The 16,154-nt window shown below is 71.7% G+C and carries 19 protein-coding genes; 5 read left to right on the top strand and 14 right to left on the bottom strand.

The window, feature by feature from the left end:
- From ABD207_RS02130 to ABD207_RS02115, 4 genes are all read right to left on the bottom strand, one after another.
- The coding region (locus tag ABD207_RS02130; RefSeq protein WP_344009571.1) for a serine/threonine-protein kinase at positions 1-1,008 on the bottom strand (1,008 nt) is incomplete at its 3' end.
- 101 nt (positions 1,009-1,109) lie between these two features.
- Positions 1,110-1,361: a helix-turn-helix domain-containing protein gene (locus ABD207_RS02125; protein WP_344009569.1), complete on the bottom strand. Its 252-nt coding sequence runs from the start codon at positions 1,359-1,361 to the stop codon at positions 1,110-1,112.
- Positions 1,361-1,858: a DUF2975 domain-containing protein gene (locus tag ABD207_RS02120; protein ID WP_344009567.1), complete on the bottom strand. Its 498-nt coding sequence runs from the start codon at positions 1,856-1,858 to the stop codon at positions 1,361-1,363. Before ABD207_RS02120 ends, ABD207_RS02125 begins: the two co-directional genes overlap by 1 nt.
- A 102-nt stretch (positions 1,859-1,960) precedes the next feature.
- On the bottom strand, positions 1,961-3,265 hold the full coding sequence (locus ABD207_RS02115) for a DUF6986 family protein (RefSeq protein WP_344009564.1): 1,305 nt from the start codon (positions 3,263-3,265) through the stop codon (positions 1,961-1,963).
- A 190-nt stretch (positions 3,266-3,455) separates the two neighbouring features.
- Here ABD207_RS02115 and ABD207_RS02110 point away from each other — a divergent pair, with 190 nt between their 5' ends.
- Positions 3,456-4,364, top strand: coding sequence for an endonuclease/exonuclease/phosphatase family protein (locus tag ABD207_RS02110; RefSeq protein ID WP_344009561.1), 909 nt, complete (start codon positions 3,456-3,458; stop codon positions 4,362-4,364).
- A 72-nt stretch (positions 4,365-4,436) separates the two neighbouring features.
- Here ABD207_RS02110 and ABD207_RS02105 read toward each other — a convergent pair whose 3' ends face one another.
- From ABD207_RS02105 to ABD207_RS02090, 4 genes are all read right to left on the bottom strand, one after another.
- Complete coding sequence (locus tag ABD207_RS02105; protein WP_344009559.1) at positions 4,437-5,399, bottom strand: electron transfer flavoprotein subunit alpha/FixB family protein; 963 nt, start codon at positions 5,397-5,399, stop codon at positions 4,437-4,439.
- Between the two features lie 51 nt (positions 5,400-5,450).
- On the bottom strand, positions 5,451-6,239 hold the full coding sequence (locus ABD207_RS02100; RefSeq protein WP_167989952.1) for an electron transfer flavoprotein subunit beta/FixA family protein: 789 nt from the start codon (positions 6,237-6,239) through the stop codon (positions 5,451-5,453).
- A gap of 242 nt (positions 6,240-6,481) precedes the next feature.
- Entirely contained in the window at positions 6,482-7,000 is a 519-nt protein-coding gene (locus ABD207_RS02095; protein ID WP_344009557.1) for a flavin reductase family protein, read from the bottom strand.
- Between the two features lie 155 nt (positions 7,001-7,155).
- Positions 7,156-7,569: a thioredoxin family protein gene (locus ABD207_RS02090; RefSeq protein ID WP_344009555.1), complete on the bottom strand. Its 414-nt coding sequence runs from the start codon at positions 7,567-7,569 to the stop codon at positions 7,156-7,158.
- A gap of 75 nt (positions 7,570-7,644) precedes the next feature.
- Between ABD207_RS02090 and ABD207_RS02085 the strand changes: the two genes are divergently transcribed.
- Together ABD207_RS02085 and ABD207_RS02080 are read left to right on the top strand one after the other, a co-directional pair.
- On the top strand, positions 7,645-8,061 hold the full coding sequence (locus ABD207_RS02085; protein ID WP_344009553.1) for a DUF4395 domain-containing protein: 417 nt from the start codon (positions 7,645-7,647) through the stop codon (positions 8,059-8,061).
- A 188-nt stretch (positions 8,062-8,249) separates the two neighbouring features.
- Positions 8,250-8,978, top strand: a complete 729-nt coding sequence (locus tag ABD207_RS02080; RefSeq protein ID WP_344009551.1) for a lysophospholipid acyltransferase family protein — start codon at positions 8,250-8,252, stop codon at positions 8,976-8,978.
- Positions 8,979-9,006: 28 nt separating this feature from the next.
- Here ABD207_RS02080 and ABD207_RS02075 read toward each other — a convergent pair whose 3' ends face one another.
- From ABD207_RS02075 to ABD207_RS02060, 4 genes are all read right to left on the bottom strand, one after another.
- Entirely contained in the window at positions 9,007-9,612 is a 606-nt protein-coding gene (locus ABD207_RS02075; protein ID WP_344009549.1) for a transglutaminase-like domain-containing protein, read from the bottom strand.
- An 83-nt stretch (positions 9,613-9,695) separates the two neighbouring features.
- Positions 9,696-10,769 (bottom strand): threonine aldolase family protein, encoded by a 1,074-nt coding sequence (locus ABD207_RS02070; protein ID WP_344009547.1) that lies wholly within the window; start codon positions 10,767-10,769, stop codon positions 9,696-9,698.
- A complete protein-coding gene (locus ABD207_RS02065; protein WP_344009545.1) occupies positions 10,766-11,512 on the bottom strand; it encodes an SDR family NAD(P)-dependent oxidoreductase in 747 nt (248 codons plus the stop codon). Before ABD207_RS02065 ends, ABD207_RS02070 begins: the two co-directional genes overlap by 4 nt.
- A 38-nt stretch (positions 11,513-11,550) precedes the next feature.
- Positions 11,551-12,948, bottom strand: coding sequence for a DUF6421 family protein (locus ABD207_RS02060; RefSeq protein WP_344009543.1), 1,398 nt, complete (start codon positions 12,946-12,948; stop codon positions 11,551-11,553).
- 254 nt (positions 12,949-13,202) lie between these two features.
- On the opposite strand from ABD207_RS02060, the gene ABD207_RS02055 reads away from it, so the two are divergent.
- Positions 13,203-13,886, top strand: a complete 684-nt coding sequence (locus ABD207_RS02055; protein ID WP_344009541.1) for a glycerophosphodiester phosphodiesterase — start codon at positions 13,203-13,205, stop codon at positions 13,884-13,886.
- A gap of 41 nt (positions 13,887-13,927) precedes the next feature.
- Here the strand turns inward: ABD207_RS02055 and ABD207_RS02050 are convergent, their stop codons facing one another.
- Positions 13,928-14,476, bottom strand: coding sequence for a GNAT family N-acetyltransferase (locus tag ABD207_RS02050; protein ID WP_344009539.1), 549 nt, complete (start codon positions 14,474-14,476; stop codon positions 13,928-13,930).
- Between the two features lie 155 nt (positions 14,477-14,631).
- Here ABD207_RS02050 and ABD207_RS02045 point away from each other — a divergent pair, with 155 nt between their 5' ends.
- Positions 14,632-15,024 carry a VOC family protein gene (locus tag ABD207_RS02045; RefSeq protein ID WP_344009537.1) on the top strand — a complete coding sequence of 131 codons (393 nt, stop codon included), beginning with the start codon at positions 14,632-14,634 and terminating at the stop codon, positions 15,022-15,024.
- 59 nt (positions 15,025-15,083) lie between these two features.
- Here ABD207_RS02045 and ABD207_RS02040 read toward each other — a convergent pair whose 3' ends face one another.
- Positions 15,084-15,998, bottom strand: a complete 915-nt coding sequence (locus tag ABD207_RS02040; RefSeq protein ID WP_344009535.1) for a GNAT family N-acetyltransferase — start codon at positions 15,996-15,998, stop codon at positions 15,084-15,086.
- Positions 15,999-16,154 lie beyond the last annotated feature (156 nt).

The raw sequence follows: 16,154 nt of genomic DNA, 5'->3' as shown, positions 1-16,154 counted from the left end.
GCCGTGGCCGTCGCCCTGGCCGGCGGGCGGCTGCGGCGGGCCGAAGCCCGGCGGGACGGCGGCCGTGACGCGCTCGGTCTCCGTGCGGGTGGCCGGGGGCGCCGGGGGCCCCGAGGAACGCAGAGCCGCCGTCGCGGCGTCGTCCGGGGCGGTGCCGTTCGCGACGGCCTCCAGCAGCCGCCGGGCCTCGTCGGCGCCCGGACGGGACTCGGGCCGCTTGTCCATCAGCATCCGCAGGACCGGGGCGAGCGGTCCGGCGCGGCGGGGCTCCGGCAGCGGCTCACTGACGATCGCGGTGAGGGTGGAGAACGTCGAGGTGCGGCGGAAGGGCGAGGAGCCCTCGACCGCCGCGTAGAGGGTGGCGCCCAGGGCCCAGACGTCGGAGGCGGGGCCCGGGTCGGCGCCCTGGGCCCGCTCGGGCGCCAGGTAGTCGAGGGAGCCGACGATCTCCCCGCTGCGGGTGAGGTGGGTCGCCGAGCCGTCGCCGGGGTCGTCCATGGTGGCGATGCCGAAGTCGGTGAGCACCACGCGGCCGGAGCGGTCGAGCAGGATGTTGCCGGGCTTGACGTCGCGGTGCAGCACCCCGACGCGGTGGGCGGCGGCCAGCGCGTCCATGACCTCGGCGCCGATGCCGGCCGCCTCGCGGGGGTCCAGGGTGCCGCGTTCGCGGAGCACGTCGTCCAGGGAAGGCCCGTCGACCAGTTCCATGACGATCAGCGGGCGGCCGTCCACCTCGGCGATGTCGTGCACCGCGATCACCCCGGGGTGGCGCACCCGGGCCGCCGCCCGTGCCTCGCGCTGCATCCGCAGCCGCAGGTCGGCCAGTTCGGGTCCGGCCGCGTCGGTGTAGGTGCGCAGCTCCTTGAGCGCCACCTCGCGGCCGAGGACCTCGTCGACCGCCTTCCAGACGACCCCCATGCCGCCGCGGCCGAGTTGCTGTGTGATCCGGTACCGGCCGGCGAGCAGCCGCCCGGTCCCGTCCGCCCGTCCGTGCTCCCCCGATGACACCGCTCTGCCCCGCTCCTGTGACACCTCTGATCGTGCGTGGCGTACAGCCTAAGGGGCCCGGACGGGTGCGGGGCCCGGCCGCCCCGGCTGTGACGGAGCCGCTACCGAGCCCCCGGCGCACCGGCCCTCGGCCGGGACGCGGGCTCGTCCTCCGGCTCGTAGCGCAGCAGGTCTCCGGGCTGGCAGTCGAGCGCCTCGCACAGCGCGGCGAGGGTGGTGAAGCGCACCGCCTTGGCGCGGCCGTTCTTCAGCACCGCGAGGTTGGCGGGGGTGATGCCGACGCGCTCGGCCAGCTCGCCGACGGACATCTTCCGCCGGGCGAGCATCACGTCGATGTCGACGACGATCGGCATCAGATCACCTCGGCCAGTTCGGCCCTCATCCGCGTCGCCTCCACCTCGCGGGCGACGGCCTGGGCGAGCAGCATGCGCAGGACCAGCACCACGAGCGCGATCCCGAAGACCGCGAGCCCGGCTCCGCCCACCAGGAGGACGACTCCGGGGGCGACGGCCTCGCCCGGCGCCAGGACCGCGCCGAGCGCGAACACCAGGAGCGCGGCGGCCACGAAGGCGCCGATCACGATGTGGACGTAGCGGAAGGCCGCGTGGGAGAAGACCGTGCCGCGGCGCACCATGGTGACCAGCCGCCAGACGCAGACAAGGACGATCTGGGCCGTCACGACGCCCAGCACGACGATCACCAGGACCGGGTCGGCCAGCCGGGCCACCTCCTCGTCCAGGCCCTTCAGGTCACTGGCGAGCAGCGGCACCATCACCGCCTGGACGAACACCGAGCCGGCCAGCAGCGCCACGATCACCGCGCGAAGAGCGAGCACCGTCAGTTTCCCCATCGTCTGACCTCCCATCGAACCACGATCGGAATCTATCGAGATTCGATAAGCACAGGCAAGCCGGGAGCGTGCCGGGGCCGCCCGCCGCGCGGGAGCGGTGAGCTACTGCGCGGAAGCCGTGAGGTCGCCGCGCCGGGGTGCCGCGAAGCCCTCGAGGCCGGCGCGGTCGAGGCCGGAGAGCCGGGCGACCTCGGCGACGTCCAGCGCGCCGCAGTCCAGGCCGCGCAGCAGATAGCCGCTGAGGGCCTTGGCGGTGGCGGGCTCGTCCATGACGTCGCCGCCGGTCCGGCTGGCGTAGCGGGCGAGGCGGGCGGCGGCCTGCTCGAAGCCCTCCCGGTAGAAGGCGAAGACGGCCGCGTACCGGGTGGGCAGGTGGCCGGGGTGCATGTCCCAGCCCTGGTAGTAGGCGCGGGCGAGGGCGCGGCGGGTGAGGCCGTAGTGGAGCCGCCAGGCGGCGTGGACCTTCTCCGTGGGGCCGACCGGCAGGACGTTGGTGGAGCCGTCGGAGACGCGCACGCCGGTTCCGGCCGCGGCAACCTGCATGACGGCCTTGGCATGGTCGGCGGCGGGGTGGTCGCTGGCCTGGTGGGCGGCAGAGACGCCGAGGCAGGCGCTGTAGTCGAAGGTGCCGTAGTGCAGGCCGGTGGCGCGGCCCTCGGCGGCCTGGATCATCCGGGCGACGGTCGCGGTGCCGTCGGCGGCGAGGATGGCCTGGCTGGTCTCGATCTGGATCTCGAAGCCGATCCGGCCCGGCTCCAGGCCGTGCGCCTTCTCGAAGGCGTCGAGCAGCCGCGCCATGGCGGTGACCTGCTCGGCGTAGGTGACCTTGGGCAGGGTCAGGACCAGACCGGCGGGCAGGCCGCCGGCCTCCATCAGGCCGGTGAGGAAGATGTCGAGGGTGCGGATGCCCCGGTCGCGTACGGCGGCCTCCATGCACTTCATCCGGATGCCCATGTAGGGGGCGGCGGTGCCGTTCCGGTACGCCTCGGCGATCAGCCGTGCGGCGCGGGCGGCGGTCTCGTCCTCCTCGGCGTCGGGGCGGTTGCCGTAGCCGTCCTCGAAGTCGACCCGCAGGTCCTCGACGGGTTCGCGTTCGAGCTTGGCGCGGACCCGGCCGTAGACGTCCTCGGCGAGGGCCTCGTCGAGTCCGAGGGCGGAGGCGAAGGCGGCGGCGTCCGGGGCGTGTTCGTCGAGCGCGGCGAGCGCCTGGTCGCCCCAGGAGCGGATGGTGCCGGCGGCGAAGGCGTCGCCCGGGACGTAGACGGTGTGGACGGGCTGGCGGGTGCCGGGATCCCCCGGGTAGCGGCGCTCCAGCTCGGCGTCGACCGGCGCGAGGGAGGCGCTGATCTCCTCGCTGACGGCACCCGAGAGGCTCGTCACCACCCGCTCCTGCTGGCCCTGGCCCATTCCTCGCCCTCCTGATTTCCGTTATACGGAATCGATAATCCGCAGAACGAAGTTATCCGCCGCTCTGCCGTCGGTCAACACTGTCTTGCTCCGAGATCCACTCCGCCCTCTCGGCATGTTCACGTTCATCTGGCACCGTCGGACCAGCAGCGCACGGCCCCGACCGACGCGAACAGAAAGGCAGAGCCTGGTGCCACACCACCCGCGAGTCACCCGCCGCACGGGACTGAGATCCGCACTGGCCGCCTCCGTCGCCCTTCAGCTCTCCAGTACAGCACTGTCGTCCGCGCCCGCCGCCGCGGCGGAGGGCCCGGACGGCCGCCCCCTGGAGGTGATGTCGTTCAATCTGCGCTACGCGAGCGACGCGGAGCCGCACAGCTGGGCCACCCGCAGGCCCGTGATGCGACGGCTGCTGCGCCAGGAGCGCCCGCATGTCATCGGCACCCAGGAGGGCCTGTACCGGCAGCTGCACGACATCGAGGCCGGTCTGGGCCCGGACTACGACTGGATCGGCACCGGGCGCGCGGGCGGCAGCCGGGACGAGTTCATGGCCGTCTTCTACGACACCCGCCGCCTCGAGCCGCTGGAGTACGAGCACTTCTGGCTCTCCGACACGCCGTATGTGATCGCATCGAACACCTGGGGCAACGCCTCGATCCGCATGGTCACCTGGGTCCGCTTCCGCGATCTCACCGGCGACGGGCGGGAGTTCGTCCTGCTCAACACCCACCTGGACAACGCCGGTCAGTATGCACGCGAGCGGGCCGCCGGCCTCACCGCCGAGCACATCCGGAAGATGGACCGCTCGCTGCCCGTGCTGGTGACGGGCGACTTCAATGTGCCCGCCCACGGCAACCCGGTGTACGACACGATGCTCTCCGCCGGTCTGGTCGACACCTGGGACGCGGCGGCCGAGCGGAGCGAGCTGTACGGCACCTTCCACAACTACCGGCCGCCGGTGCCGGGCGGCGACCGCATCGACTGGATCCTGGCCACTCCCGGCGTCACCGTGCACCGGGCGGCGATCAACACCTTCACCGCGGACGGGCAGTACCCCAGCGATCATCTGCCGGTGCAGGCCACGCTGACCCTGGCATGACCGAGGCCCCGGCATGAGCGAGGCCCCCGCGGCCGTGACGGTCGCGGGGGCCTGCTGCGGCTGCGGGGGGGATCAGCCCTTGCGGGCCTTGACCTCCTCGGTGAGCTGCGGCACGACGTCGAACAGGTCGCCGACGACGCCGTAGTCGACCAGGTCGAAGATCGGGGCCTCGGGGTCCTTGTTGATGGCCACGATGGTCTTCGAGGTCTGCATACCGGCCCGGTGCTGGATCGCGCCCGAGATACCGGCGGCGATGTACAGCTGCGGCGAGACCGACTTGCCGGTCTGGCCGACCTGGTTGGTGTGCGGGTACCAGCCGGCGTCGACGGCGGCACGCGAGGCACCGACGGCCGCGCCGAGCTCGTCGGCGAGGGCCTCGATGATCGCGAAGTTCTCGGCGCCGTTGACGCCGCGGCCGCCGGAGACCACGATCGCGGCCTCGGTCAGCTCGGGACGGCCGGTGGACTCGCGCGGCGTGCGGCCGGTGACCTTGGTGCCGGTCGCCTTGTCGGAGAAGGTCACCGACAGGGCCTCGACCGTGCCCGCGGCCGGGGCCGGCTCCACGGCGGCCGAGTTCGGCTTGACCGTGATGACCGGGGTGCCCTTGGAGACACGGGACTTGGTGGTGTAGGAGGCGGCGAACACCGACTGGGTGGCCACCGGGCCCTCGTCGCCGGCCTCCAGGTCGACGGCGTCGGTGATGATGCCGGAGCCGATGCGCAGCGCCAGACGGGCGGCGATCTCCTTGCCCTCCGCGGAGGACGGGACCAGCACGGCGGCCGGGGAGACGGACTCGACGGCGGCCTGCAGCGCGTCCACCTTCGGCACGACGAGGTAGTCGGCGTACTCGGAGGCCTCGTGGGTGAGGACCTTCACCGCGCCGTGCTCGGCGAGCGTGGCGGCGGTGTCGCCGGCACCGTTGCCGAGGGCGACGGCGACCGGGTCGCCGATGCGGCGGGCGAGGGTCAGCAGCTCCAGCGTGGGCTTGCGGACGGCGCCGTCCACGTGGTCGACGTAGACGAGAACTTCAGCCATGGGATTGCACTCCTGCGTAGCGAAGATGAGGGACGGTCAGCGAACTCGGGCTCAGATGAACTTCTGGCCCGCGAGGAACTCGGCGAGCTGCTTGCCGCCCTCGCCCTCGTCCTTGACGATCGTGCCCGCGGTGCGGGCCGGACGCTCCGCGGCCGACACGACCGTGGTGTAGGCGTTCTCCAGGCCGACCTCGTCGGCGTCGATGTCCAGGTCGGACAAGTCCCAGGACTCCACCGGCTTCTTCTTGGCAGCCATGATGCCCTTGAAGGACGGGTAGCGGGCCTCGCCCGACTGGTCGGTGACCGACACGACCGCCGGCAGGGAGGCCTCGAGCTGCTCGGAGGCGGCGTCGCCGTCGCGGCGGCCGGTGACCTTGCCGTCCTCGACCGACACCTCCGACAGCAGCGTCACCTGCGGGACGCCGAGGCGCTCCGCGAGCAGCGCGGGGACGACGCCCATGGTGCCGTCGGTGGAGGCCATACCGGAGATCACCAGGTCGTAGCCGGCCTTCTCGATGGCCTTGGCCAGGACCAGGGAGGTGCCGATGGCGTCGGTGCCGTGCAGGTCGTCGTCCTCCACGTGGATCGCCTTGTCGGCGCCCATGGACAGCGCCTTGCGCAGCGCGTCCTTGGCGTCCTCCGGACCCACGGTCAGGACGGTGACCTCCACGTCGTCGTCGGAGTTCTCCGAGATCTGCAGCGCCTGCTCGACCGCGTACTCGTCCAGCTCGGAGAGCAGACCGTCCACGTCGTCGCGGTCGACGGTCAGGTCATCGGCGAAGTGCCGGTCGCCAGTGGCGTCGGGCACGTACTTCACAGTGACAACGATCCTCAAGCTCACGCCGGCTCTCCTACTGCATCGTCATTTCTGGCTGCCTGTCTGCAGGCAGCATAGGCACCTGAAGGGGGTGATCCCGGTCGGGGCGACCCGCGCTCCGCACATTAGGTTACTCGCCAGTACACCCAGTTCGTTACGCGCCAGTACACCGAGTCCGTTCCCGCTAAGCAAGCGCTTTGAACTGTGACCTTTGCAACGCAGCGTAACCGGAACTGGACGCGCACGCAGCGCGAGAGGCGAGCGGCTCAGTCCCGCAGACCGTGATAGCGGCCGTGGTGATACAGCAGGGGACGCCCGGGGCGGGCGGGGTCGCCGGGGTCGCCGAGCAGCACCTCGGCGATCACGATGCGGTGATCTCCGGCCGGGACCCTGGCCACGACCTCGCACACCGTCCAGGCCAGCACGCCGTGCAGCAGCGGCACCCCCTCGGGGCCGTCCCACCAGGCCGTGCCCGGTCCGAAGCGGTCGGCGCCGGGGCGGGCGAAGGTGACCGCCAGGTCCTGCTGGTCCTCGGCGAGCACATGGACGCCGACATGGTCAGCCGTGGCTATCACCGGCCAGCTCGAGCCCGCGGTGCCGATGCCGAAGGAGAGCATCGGAGGGTCGGCGGAGACGGAGGCGAGAGAGGTGGCGGTGAAGCCGACCGGCCCCGAGGCACCGCGCGCCGTGATCACCGCCACACCCGCCGCGTGCCGCCGGAACACGGAGCGCAGCAGATCGGGCGAGGCGGGCCGGGCGTTGCCGAGGGCGGGCGGGGCCGTCATGGAACTGTCCTTCCGCGGGAGACGAGGTGAGGGAGCGGGTACCCGCGACGGGCGAAGGAGTTCCGAGGACATGCCGTCAGGCTGACGATGCGTGGAACGCTCCGTCAAGTCGGCCCTGTGAGGTGGGAGATGACTCACTGCGGGCCCACGGGGCGTCATACGGCCTCTCCGAGGGCGGCGATCACATCGGCCTTGCGGGGCTGCCCGGTGGCCCGTCGCACCACCCGGCCGCCGGCGTCGAGGACCAGCACGGTGGGGGTCTTGAGGATGTCGAGCCGGCGCACCAGGTCGAGGTGCTGCTCGGCGTCGATCTCGACGTGCGCGACGCCGGGGACCATGCCGGCCACGTCCGCCAGCACCCTCCGGGTGGCCCGGCAGGGGGCGCAGAAGGCGCTGGAGAACTGCACCAGCGTGGCGCGTTCACCGAGCTCGACGCCCAGCTCCTCGGCCGCCAGCCGACTGCCCTCGTCCCGCGCGCGCACCCGCACTCTCCCGCTCCGCCGCCGCTGCAGCACTCCGAAGGTGCTCGCCGCGGCGAGCACCAGCACACACACCACCAGTCCGGTCACACCAGCTTGAAGCATTCACACAACCGCAAAGATTCCCGCCTTCGCCCTCCGGCTCTCGTGCGGAATGCTTGATTCATGGACATCGATGCGAGGGGGCCCCGCTTCGGGGCGGCGGTGACGACCGTGGTGCTGGCGACCGTCATGATCACCGGGAGCGTGTGGCTGCTGGCCTGGCAGACGCTGGCGTTCGCCTGCGGCGCGGCGGGCGGGGTCGGCCGGTCGCCGTACGGCTGGCTGTTCCGGAAGGCGGTGCGGCCGCGGCTCGGACCGCCCACGGAGTTCGAGGCGCCGCAGCCGCCGCGGTTCGCACAGGCGGTCGGACTGGTCTTCGCGGTGACCGCCCTGATCGGCTTCACCGCCGGGCCCGGCTGGCTGGGCCTCGCCGCGACCGGGGCAGCGCTCGCGGCGGCCTTCCTCAACGCGGTGTTCGGCTACTGCCTGGGCTGCGAGATGTACCTGCTGATGCGGCGGTTGACGGTCCCCGCGGGATAACGGCATCGCAAAAGACCGAGGTGGGCCGGGGGTGGACGTGACGAGAATCTCGCCGCTCGCGGGCTCCGGGGCTGGTTCACGGCGCGTTATTCGGGCACCATCAGCGACAAGCCGTAAACCTACGGCTGCGTAACTTCGACTGGGAGAGTGCCTCCTTCCCAGCAGAGAAGGAAGGGTTCCACCCGCCCATGGCAGAACTCGTCTACCGCCCCGTGATCGGTTTCGCCCGCACCCTGTTCAAGGTGTGGGATCTCAAGATCGACCTCCGGGGTTCGGAGTACATCCCGCGCACGGGCGGCGCCGTGCTGGTGAGCAATCACATCAGCTACCTGGACTTCGTCTTCAACGGCCTGGCCGCACTGCCGCAGAAGCGGCTGGTGCGCTTCATGGCGAAGGAGTCGGTGTTCCGGCACAGGATCTCCGGACCGCTGATGCGCGGGATGAAGCACATCCCGGTCGACCGCGCACAGGGCGAGGCGGCGTACGAGCACGCGCTGCGCTCGCTGCGGTCGGGCGAGATCGTGGGCGTCTTCCCCGAGGCGACGATCTCCCAGTCGTTCACGCTGAAGAGCTTCAAGTCGGGTGCGGCGCGCCTGGCGCAGGAGGCCGGCGTGCCGCTGATCCCGATGGCGGTGTGGGGCACCCAGCGCCTGTGGACCAAGGGCCGTCCGCGCAACTTCAAGCGCAGCCACACGCCGATCACCATTCGCGTGGGCGAGGCGCTGGAGGCGTCGAAGGACACCTACGCGGGTGTGATCACCCGGCAGCTGCGCGAACGCGTCCAGGAACTGCTGGAGGCGGCTCAGCGGGCCTACCCGGTGCGCCCCAGGGGCCCCGAGGACACCTGGTGGATGCCGGCCCACCTCGGCGGCACGGCCCCCACCCCGGAGCAGGTCCGCGCGGCCGAGGCTCTCTGAGTCGCAGAGTCACAGGCGGCCCACTGGCTCACGGGCGGCCCTGCTCCAGGCAGCCCTGCTCCTCCAGCGTGGTGGGGAGCGTCTGCCACAGGTGGGACCGGTCCCGCGCGGATCTGAGCGCCTGCACGACGGCCGGATGCGGTGCCGCGTAGAGGACGGGGTGGTCCTGTTCGCCGGCCGCCGTGTCGGGCGTGAAGGCCAGGCGTTCGCCGCGGAGCGAGAAGCGGGCGTCGACGCCCGGTTTGTTGCCGCGTGGGTCCTGCCGGTGCCAGGCGCCGTCGAACCACACCGCGACCAGGCCGTGCACCACGCCCAGGTACTGGTAGCAGAGCGCGGCCGGGATGCCCTCCGCCCGCAGCAGGGCGGTCAGGGCGTGGGCCTTGGCGTAGCAGATGCCGGTGCGCTGCTCCAGGACGTCGGAGGCGCGCCAGGTGACCCGCGGATCGTCCGCGTCGTGGGAGTGCGGGACGGCGTCCCATACGTACTCGAAGGCTCTTCGCGCATAGTCATGCGGGTCGGCGGCCCCGGCCGCCAGGCGGGCCGCCGTCGCCCTGACCAGCGGATGCCCGTGGTCGATCACGTCGCTGGCGGCCAAGTACGCGGAGAGGTCCGGGTCTTGCTGGATCAGCTGCATGCCGCCCGAGCATAGGTCCGCGGCCGGTCGGACCGCCATGGATTTCCGACCGGCCGCAAACCTATGCACACCCGGGGCCCGGGTCAGCGGCGCGCCATCTCCTCCTTGAGGGCGGCGAGGAACGTGTCGACGTCCTCCTCGGTGGTGTCGAAGGAGCACATCCAGCGGACGTCGCCCGCGGCCTCGTCCCAGAAGTAGAAGCGGAACTTCCTCTGCAGGCGCTCGCTCACGTCGTGCGGCAGCCGGGCGAAGACCGCGTTGGCCTGGACCGGGTAGAGGATCTCCACGCCGTGCACGGCGCGCACGCCCTCGGCGAGCCGCTGGGCCATGTCGTTGGCGTGCCGGGCGTTGCGCAGCCACAGGTCCCGGGCGAGCAGCGCCTCCAGCTGCACGGACACGAAGCGCATCTTGGAGGCCAGCTGCATGGACAGCTTGCGCAGATGCTTCATGTGCCGGATGCCGTCCGGGTTGAGCACCACGACGGCCTCGCCGAAGAGGGCACCGTTCTTGGTGCCGCCCAGGGAGAGGATGTCCACCCCGACGGCGTTGGTGAAGGTGCGCATCGGCACGTCGAGCGAGGCGGCGGCGTTGGCCAGGCGCGAGCCGTCGACGTGCACCTTCATGCCGCGGGCGTGGGCGTGCTCGCAGATGGCGCGGATCTCGTCCGGGGTGTAGACGGTGCCCAGCTCGGTGGCCTGGGCTATGGACACCACCTGCGGCATGGCCCGGTGCTCGTCCTCCCAGCCGTACGCCTCCCGGTCGATCAGCTCGGGGGTGAGCTTGCCGTCCGGGGTCGGCACGGTGAGCAGCTTGATCCCGGCGACCCGCTCGGGCGCGCCGCCCTCGTCCACGTTGATGTGGGCGCTGTCCGCGCAGATCACCGCGCCCCAGCGGTCGGTGACCGCCTGGAGCGCGACGACGTTGGCGCCCGTGCCGTTGAAGACGGGGAACGCCTCGGCGGTGGGGCCGAAGTGACTGCGGATCACCTGCTGGAGGTTCTCCGTGTAGGCGTCCTCGCCGTACGCGACCTGGTGCCCGCCGTTGGCGAGGGCCAGCGCGGCGAGCACCTCCGGGTGGGCTCCGGCGTAGTTGTCACTGGCGAAACCGCGGACGTCCGGGTCGTGATGACGACGTGCGTCGGTCCGCGGGGGGTTCACGGCTTCTCGGTCAGCCACAGACGGTTTCCGTTCACTTCCGCGGCGGGCTTGTCCCAGACGCCGGCGATGGCCTCGGCCAGGTCCTTGACGTCCGTGAAGCCCGCGAACTTCGCGTTGGGGCGTTCGGCGCGCATCGCGTCGTGCACCAGCGCCTTCACCACCAGGATGACAGCCGCGGAGGTCGGCCCCTGCTCGCCCCCGGCCTTGCGGAAGTAGTCGGCGAGTGCCAGCGTCCACGCCTCGGCGGCTGCCTTGGCGGCGGCGTAGGAGGCGTTGCCCGCGGTGGGCTTGGTGGCGCCCGCGGCGCTGATCAGCACGTACCGTCCGCGGTCGCTGCGCTGCAGCGCCTCGTGGAACGCGAGGGAGGTGTGCTGCACGGTCTTCACCAGCAGCAGCTCCAGCAGGTCCCAGTCGTCGAGGTTGGTCTTGGTGAAGGTCTCGCTGCCGCGCCAGCCGCCGACGAGATGGACCAGGCCGTCGACCCGGCCGAACTCCTTCTCGGTGCGGGCGGCCCACTCCCGGGTGGAGTCCAGGTCCAGCAGGTCGACCGTGTCGCCGGTGACGGTGGCGCCGCCGTGCGCGTAGCGCGCCGCGTCGACGGCCTCCGCCAGCCGCTCCGCGTCGTTGTCGGAGGCGACGACGGTCGCTCCCGCCTCGGCCAGCCTGAGCAGCGCCGCGCGCCCCGCGGGTCCTCCCGCGCCGGCCACCGCGATCACCGCACCGTCGAGCGCCCCGTTCCCCATGTGTCTCGCCTCCTGAGCAGTTGTGTGAACGCGATCGCTCACGCGGCGACCCGCTCGGCGCTGTCCGCCGTGATGCCCTTGGTGGAGGCGATCACGTTCTTCAGCTTCTTGGACAGTGCCTCATAGAACATGCTCAGCGGAAACTCGTCCGGAAGCACGTCATCGACGAGTTTGCGCGGGGGCAGCGTCAGGTCAAGGGCCTCGGGACCCTTGGCCCACTTGGAACCGGGGTGCGGGGCGAGGTAGGTGGAGACCAGCTCGTAGCCCGCGAACCAGTGGACGAGCTTGGGGCGGTCGATGCCGTCCCGGTACAGCTTCTCGATCTCCGCGCACAGCTGGTTGGTGATCTGCGGAGCGCGCTCCCAGTCGATGGAGAGCTTGTTGTCGGTCCAGCGGACCACGTCGTGCTTGTGCAGGTAGGCGAAGAGCAGCTGGCCGCCCAGGCCGTCGTAGTTGCGGACCCGCTCGCCGGTGACCGGGAAGCGGAACATGCGGTCGAACAGCACCGCGACCTGCACGTCACGGGCCTGCGGCACGCCCTCGGCCGCGAGCTTCACGGCCTCCTTGAACGCGGTGAGGTCGCAGCGCAGCTCCTCCAGGCCGTACATCCAGAACGGCTGGCGCTGCTTGATCATGAACGGGTCGAAGGGCAGGTCGCCGTGGCTGTGGGTGCGGTCGTGGATCATGTCCCACAGCACGAAGGCCTCTTCGCAGCGCTTCTGGTCGTGGACCATCGCGGCGACGTCCTCGGGCAGCTCCAGGCCCAGGATGTCGACGGCGGCGGAGGTGACCCGGCGGAAGCGGGCGGCCTCGCGGTCGCAGAAGATGCCGCCCCAGGTGAAGCGCTCCGGCGCCTCGCGCACGGCGATGGTCTCCGGGAAGAGCACCGCGGAGTTGGTGTCGTAGCCGGAGGTGAAGTCCTCGAAGGTGATGCCGCAGAACAGCGGGTTGTCGTAGCGGGTGCGCTCCAGCTCGGCCAGCCAGTCGGGCCAGACCATGCGCAGCACGACCGCCTCGAGGTTGCGGTCCGGGTTGCCGTTCTGCGTGTACATCGGGAAGACGACCAGGTGCTGCAGGCCGTCCTTGCGGTTCTGCGCGGGCTGGAAGGCCATCAGGGAGTCGAGGAAGTCCGGCACCTCGAAGCCGCCCTCGGCCCAGCGGCGCAGGTCCTTGACCAGGGCCTCGTGGTACGCCTGGTCGTGCGGCAGCAGCGGGGACAGCTGCTCGACGGCCTCGGCGACCTCGTTGACGGCGCGCTCGGCCTCGGCGCGCCCGGGGGCGCCCTCGGCGTCGAAGTCGATCGACCCGTCCTTGTTCTGCCAGGGGCGGATGCGCTCCACGGCATCCTTGAGCACGGGCCACGCCGGGTGCTCGATCACCCTGCCCTCCGAAGGAACCCTCGCCTCCGTACCCGACTGCACAAGAATTTCCGTCATGTCCCATCCTCCACTGGAGAACCTCTCGTACGCCGACCGTATACATACGAGGTTTCTCCCAGCAAGGGGAGCCTCGGGAAAATATCCTGCACCACCCCCGCCCTCGCCGCATTTTTTCCGGCGTTGCACGCGTGTGGGCGATGTCGCGCCCGAACACGGTTCAGCCTCTGGACGATGCGGGCACAGGCGATACGGTCCAGGAGGGCCGCAGGGACGCGGTCCCCCCGCCGCCGTCGACGGAAGCGAGTCGGATCTTGAACTTCCTCACCATCGGTCACCGCGGAGTCATGGGTGTCGAGCCGGAGAACACCCTCCGGTCCTTCGTCGCCGCCCAGGAGGCCGGCCTCGATGTCATCGAACTCGATCTGCATCTGAGCAAGGACGGCGCCCTGGTCGTCATGCACGACGCGGACGTGGACCGCACGACGGACGGTGCGGGCCCGATCGCCGACAAGACCCTCGCCGAGCTGCGCGCCCTGGACGCGGGGCGCGGCGAGCGGATCCCGCTGTTCGAGGAGGTGCTCGACGCCGTCCGGGCACCCCTGCAGGCCGAGATCAAGGACACCCGGGCCGCCAGGGCGCTGGCGGAGGTGATGAACGAGCGCGATCTCGCGGAGCGGGTCGAGGTGTCCTCGTTCCACGACGAGGCGATCGCCGAGATCGCCCGGCTGGTGCCCGGGGTGCGCACCGCGCTGGTCGCCAGCCGCTACGGCACGGACGTGGTGGACCGGGCGGTCGCGGTGGGCGCCGCCACCCTGTGCCTGAACATCCGGCGGCTCACCCTGGAGATCGTGGAGCGGGCCCGGAAGGCCGACCTGCGGATCTTCGGGTGGACGGTGAACACGCAGGACCATCTGCGTCTGGTCCGCGCCCTGGGGCTGGACGGCGCCACCACCGACTACCCGGAGATCAAGCGCACGGGGCGCTTCACGGCGTGAGCGGCGGTGCGTTCAGCGGGTGAGCAGCGGCGGGCTGCTGGTCAGCCGAGCTCCTTGACCAGCAGCTCGAACTCCAGGTCGTCGCGCTGCGGGATGCCGAAGCGCTCGTCGCCGTACGGGAAGGGGAACGTCTTGCCGGTGCGGCGGTAGCCGCGCCGCTCGTACCAGGCGATGAGGTCCTCACGCACGGAGATCACCGTCATGTGCATCTCGCGCACGCCCCAGGTCTCCCGGGCCTGGCGCTCGGCCTCCGCGATGATCGTCTTGCCGAGGCCGGCGCCCTGGAGGGCGGGGCTCACCGCGAACATGCCGAAGTAGGCGTGGTCCCCGCGGTGCTCCAGCTGGCAGCAGGCGATGATCCGTCCGTCGCGCTCCACGGTCAGCAGCCGGCTGTCCGGCGACTCGATGACCTCCCGCACGCCCTCCGGGTCGGTCCGCTGCCCCTCGAGGATGTCCGCCTCGGTGGTCCACCCGGCCCGGCTGGACTCGCCCCGGTACGCCGACTCGATCAGCGCGACCAGCTCGTCCACGTCGGCCTCGGTCGCGTCGCGGAATCTGAGTGCGGTGTCGGTGTCGGTGACGGTGTCCATGGGCAACTCCGGTTCCTGTGCAGCTGCGGCAGGGACGAGATTAACCCGGCGGCGCCGGCGCCCTGACGGGCGTCCTTCTTCTGAGACACCCCCTCGGCCTCGGAGACACCCCTCGGCCTCGGAGACACCCCCTAGGGTCCCCTAGGCTCGGCGGCATGGTGCACGTACTGGGCAGCCGCGTCCTGATCCGGCCCACGGACCCGGAGCGTTCGCGGACCTTCTACGGCGAGCAGCTGGGCCTCGCCGTCTACCGGGAGTTCGGCACCGGGCCGGAGCGCGGCACGGTCTACTTCCTCGGCGGCGGGTTCCTGGAGCTGTCGGGCCGCGCGGAGTCCGCGCCCCCTCCGGGGCTGCGCCTGTGGCTCCAGGTCGCGGACGTCGCGGCGGCCCACCGGGAGCTGCTGGACAGGGGCGTCGAGATCGTCCGGCCGCCGGTGAAGGAGCCCTGGGGCCTGATCGAGATGTGGATCGCGGACCCGGACGGCACCCCGATCGTGCTGGTGGAGACCCCGGCCGATCATCCGCTGCGGTACCGGCCGGGGATCTGAGGGAGCCGGTCAGGCCGGGCATGCGACGGGCCGGTCAAGCCGGGCATGTGACGGGCCGGTCAGGCCGGGCGGAGCTCCCAGCCGCGATCCGTGCGGGTCAGTTCGTCGAAGCCGGCCCCGGTCAGAAGGCCGTACCTCTCCGTCTCCTCCTCCCCCAGGTAGGCGGCGAGACGGTCGACGCCGCACAGGCGCAGCCAGTCGGCGGCGTGGGCGAGCAGCCGGCGTTCCAGTCCGGTGTCGCGGGCGGCGGGGTCGATGTGCAGATTGCCGATGTCCGCGAGGCCGTCGGCGCGGATGTGGCGCTCCGGGCGGGCCAGCGCCGTGTCGATCTCGATGAAGCCGAGGGCGCGCCCGTCGCCGCAGGCGGTGAAGCGGGTGCCGCACTCCCCCACCGTCCGCCGGAAGGTGACGCCCCCGCCGGGCTCGGAGCGCGGCAGGTCCGCCACCCGCGCCAGCAGGATCACCTCGGTGTCACCGACGTGCCGGAATCCCGCGGCCTCGTACACCGCGCGGATGTGCGGCCAGTTGCGGGGCAGTCCGTAGACGACGGGTGCGGGCAGGGCGCCGTCGGCGTGGACGCGCCGCACGTTCCAGCGGGCCAGCCGGGCCAGGCAGGCCCGCATCAGCAGCTCGGCGGCGTCCAGGGCGTCCGGCCGGAAGGAGGCCGGCGGATGGCAGACGAACCAGTTGATCTCGCCGCTGTCCCGGTAGGACTCGCCGACCTCGGCGCCGGGCCGGTAGCGCAGCAGATGCGCGCCGGCGACGACGCTCCCGCGCTGCTCGGCGACGAGCGTGACCCGCTCGCTCACCCAGGGGTCGGTGATGAACTCCTCCGGCTGCCGTTCCAGATCGCTGAGCACGGTGTTGACGGAGACGGAGACGCCGGGGACGACGGCCGCCACATGGGTGTTGACCAGGTCGGTGAGCTGATCGCGGTCGGCGCGGCGGAAGGGACGCACATCGAGTGCGGGCACGGGAGACCTCCGGGCAGGGGTGAGTCAGGGATCCGGTGGCCGCCACGCGATGCGGTACGGACAGGAGGGTACGGCGCGGACGGCGGCCCTCACCAGCCGGGGTCCCGGCCCGCTCGGTGCCCCGGGCCGACCCGGATGGCCCACCGGGACGGGCGG

It is taken from the genome of Streptomyces thermospinosisporus (assembly GCF_039526425.1).
Lineage (GTDB): Bacteria > Actinomycetota > Actinomycetes > Streptomycetales > Streptomycetaceae > Streptomyces > Streptomyces thermocarboxydovorans.
The sequence above is the reverse complement of the archived record's forward strand: the minus strand, read 5'-3'. Positions and strand labels throughout refer to the sequence as shown.

Coding starts and splice junctions, on each gene's coding strand:
- ABD207_RS02120 (WP_344009567.1), bottom strand. CDS start 1,858: ATGGGGAAACTGACGGTGCTCGCTCTTCGCGCGGTGATCGTGGCGCTG.
- ABD207_RS02050 (WP_344009539.1), bottom strand. CDS start 14,476: ATGGACACCGTCACCGACACCGACACCGCACTCAGATTCCGCGACGCG.
- ABD207_RS02075 (WP_344009549.1), bottom strand. CDS start 9,612: ATGCAGCTGATCCAGCAAGACCCGGACCTCTCCGCGTACTTGGCCGCC.
- ABD207_RS02125 (WP_344009569.1), bottom strand. CDS start 1,361: ATGCCGATCGTCGTCGACATCGACGTGATGCTCGCCCGGCGGAAGATG.
- ABD207_RS02095 (WP_344009557.1), bottom strand. CDS start 7,000: ATGACGGCCCCGCCCGCCCTCGGCAACGCCCGGCCCGCCTCGCCCGAT.
- ABD207_RS02045 (WP_344009537.1), top strand. CDS start 14,632: ATGGTGCACGTACTGGGCAGCCGCGTCCTGATCCGGCCCACGGACCCG.
- ABD207_RS02115 (WP_344009564.1), bottom strand. CDS start 3,265: ATGGGCCAGGGCCAGCAGGAGCGGGTGGTGACGAGCCTCTCGGGTGCC.
- ABD207_RS02105 (WP_344009559.1), bottom strand. CDS start 5,399: ATGGCTGAAGTTCTCGTCTACGTCGACCACGTGGACGGCGCCGTCCGC.
- ABD207_RS02060 (WP_344009543.1), bottom strand. CDS start 12,948: ATGACGGAAATTCTTGTGCAGTCGGGTACGGAGGCGAGGGTTCCTTCG.
- ABD207_RS02080 (WP_344009551.1), top strand. CDS start 8,250: ATGGCAGAACTCGTCTACCGCCCCGTGATCGGTTTCGCCCGCACCCTG.
- ABD207_RS02065 (WP_344009545.1), bottom strand. CDS start 11,512: ATGGGGAACGGGGCGCTCGACGGTGCGGTGATCGCGGTGGCCGGCGCG.
- ABD207_RS02085 (WP_344009553.1), top strand. CDS start 7,645: ATGGACATCGATGCGAGGGGGCCCCGCTTCGGGGCGGCGGTGACGACC.